We start from the raw sequence: 2,638 nt of genomic DNA, 5'->3' as shown, positions 1-2,638 counted from the left end.
CAAAAGGTATAAATGCCATATCACTCGTATACTAATACTAAAAAATCGATTGTCTTTGATGTGTATCAGGTCGGTATAAAAAGCATGTATAGGATTTGGTTAGTATCGAGCGTCTCAGTTGGGTCGTTAGCCGACTCCCATCGATCGTTGCTGAGCGTCCGTTTTCGGGGCCAGGTTAACGATTAACTAATTGTTCTGCCCATACAATACTTTCGGCCAGCCTGCCAGCTCCACAAGGCTGAAATCAAGAGCGTGAGCAAACCGAAAGATGCAATAATTTCGTTGAAGTGGATGTACATAGTTCCAATTATTATGATAGTTGCCAAGGTGGCAAGGACAAGTGGGCTGATAATCCTATTCTTTATAAATTCCCTAAAAACAAGCGCAAGTGTTGTGACGGAAAAAAAATGATATAGCCGCGGCCTGAATATGTGGATTGATCGAGACAGAGATTCCGATGATAGAGAATGCTGCAATCAAGATTACCATTCCGTTGCAAGCAATAAACGTGAAGATGGCAAAAACTGCGGCCAGCCTACCCTGAGTTCTGCCGGAGCTACCTGTTCCAGTAGATTTTTCGGCCATAGATTAAAATTGAGCATTAGTATTCGGTAAACAAACTAACACAGTTAGACACCAGTACAAGTGAAAAACTATTTAAGCAGGGCAGGATCTATATTTACTGTTTGGTGCTGTTTGCTGTTGCTGGTTCAGGATGGTTGTGAGTTAGCTTGGGCAGTTTGTCTAACTGAATTTTTATTATCGTCGGCAAAAAAATGGCCAGGTAACGGAATATGGGGTATCCCGGTATCCTGGCCGAAGGTTACAACCGAAGAGCGCGTGTAACTCTGATTCGGTTAATGCTAGTCCCAGTTCAATGCGCCACCGGTTTGATACTCGGTCACGCGGGTCTCAAAAAAGTTTTTCTCCTTTTTCAGGTTAGCCTGCTCATCCAGCCACGGTAACGCGTTTTCGGCGCCCGGAAACGGGATCGCATGGCTTAGTTTGTTGGCACGGCGATTGGCAATGAAGCGAAATTGCGCGATATGGTCCTCAGCGCTGTAACCCAGAATTGGATCCGGCAATAGAAAATTGGCGTATTCCATTTCCGCGGCTTCTGCTTCGTCCCACATTTGCTGAATCACTTTTGGATCGAGCTTGATATTTTCTTCCAGTACGATCTGCTTGCAGACGCGTATTCCGAAAGAGGCGTGCAATACTTCATCGCGCATGATGTACTGAAACTGCTCTGCGGTTCCTTTCATCAATCCGCGTCGCTGCAACGCAAAAATCGGGCTGAAACCATTGTAAAACCAGGTGCCTTCGAACACACCCGCAAAAAAGGTATAGGCGAGCACGAAGTTTTCGAGCTCGTCACGATCCCGCAGATCGATGTCCGGGCGCAGCACCGAGTCAAGGCGCTTGTTACACATCTGGATCTTGCGGTGAATTTCCGGAACCACGCGGTAACGGTTGTAAATCTCACCCTGATCGAGACCCAGGGATTCGATGCAGTGCTGGTAGGTCCAGGTATGCATGGATTCTTCGTAAACCTGGCGCGCCTGGTAAATCTGTAGTTCGGGTGCGGTCATCTTTTCCATCACCGCCAGCCCGATATTGCGCATCGCTAGAATATCGGACGTTGTCAGATAGGACAGTACGTTTTCATAAACATGCCGTTCTTCGAGCGTGAGCTTGTGTTGATAATCATGCACATCCTGGGTCATGTTTATATCAAGCGGAGTCCAGTGATTCTTGTTGGCATTGAGGAAGTATTCCCAGGCCCAGGGGTACTTGAACGGTGCCAGTTGGTTGATGTCGGTAAGACCGTTAACAACCCGTTTATCTTCGGGATTTACCGGCTTGGCCGACTGCGGATCAGTAGGTTGGGATGTTTCACCGGCACCGGTGTCTTCAGGCGGCAGTTCGCGTGCCCGCGGAATAACCGCTGGCTCCGTATTCACAAAAGGTGCCTCCATCGCCGGCTCCGCTGCTCTTGGTGCTTGTGGGCTTAATGGTTCATCCCAGTTCAACATTGATTTCTCCTACTTTTTTATCTGCTTCTGGTTACTGACACGCTTCACAATCCGGATCGAGTATCGAGCAAACTATAGGCTCAGGATCCAATGTCGGTTCGGGTTCCTGGGTTGTCGATTTCTCAACCGCGGTCGCACCGAGCGATCGCAGGTAGTAGGTGGTTTTGAGGCCACGTACCCAGGCTAGCTTGTACAGGTTGTCGAGCTTTTTACCGGATGGCTCGGCCATGTAAAGATTGAGCGATTGCCCCTGGTCGATCCATTTTTGCCGACGCGATGCTGCTTCGACCAGCCAGCGCGAATCGACTTCAAACGCGGTCGCATATATGGCTTTCAATATTTCCGGAACCCGATCAATGTGCTGTACGCTGCCATCGTAATACTTCAGATCGTTGACCATGACCTCGTCCCACAGGCCCTGCTGCTTCAAATCGTCCACCAGGTAAGGATTGACCACGGTAAATTCACCGGAGAGATTCGATTTGACAAACAGGTTCTGGTATATCGGTTCGATTGACTGGCTGACCCCGCAGATGTTCGAAATCGTCGCTGTGGGTGCAATCGCCATCGTATTCGAGTTACGCATGCCAATGCTCATAACC

General features: G+C 48.7%; 2 protein-coding genes. Both read right to left on the bottom strand.

What is annotated here, in order from left to right; translation table 11 throughout:
• Positions 1-863 precede the first annotated feature (863 nt).
• Positions 864-2,036, bottom strand: coding sequence for a ribonucleotide-diphosphate reductase subunit beta (locus OES20_19165; protein MDH3636813.1), 1,173 nt, complete (start codon positions 2,034-2,036; stop codon positions 864-866).
• A gap of 31 nt (positions 2,037-2,067) precedes the next feature.
• Positions 2,068-2,638: ribonucleoside-diphosphate reductase subunit alpha (locus tag OES20_19160; protein ID MDH3636812.1), on the bottom strand; the 571-nt coding region annotated here is incomplete at its 5' end.

The sequence above is a fragment of the Gammaproteobacteria bacterium genome, assembly GCA_029862005.1.
In the GTDB taxonomy this organism is placed as follows: Bacteria; Pseudomonadota; Gammaproteobacteria.
Note: the sequence above shows the minus strand (reverse complement) of the source record. Positions and strands in the feature narration are given on the sequence as shown.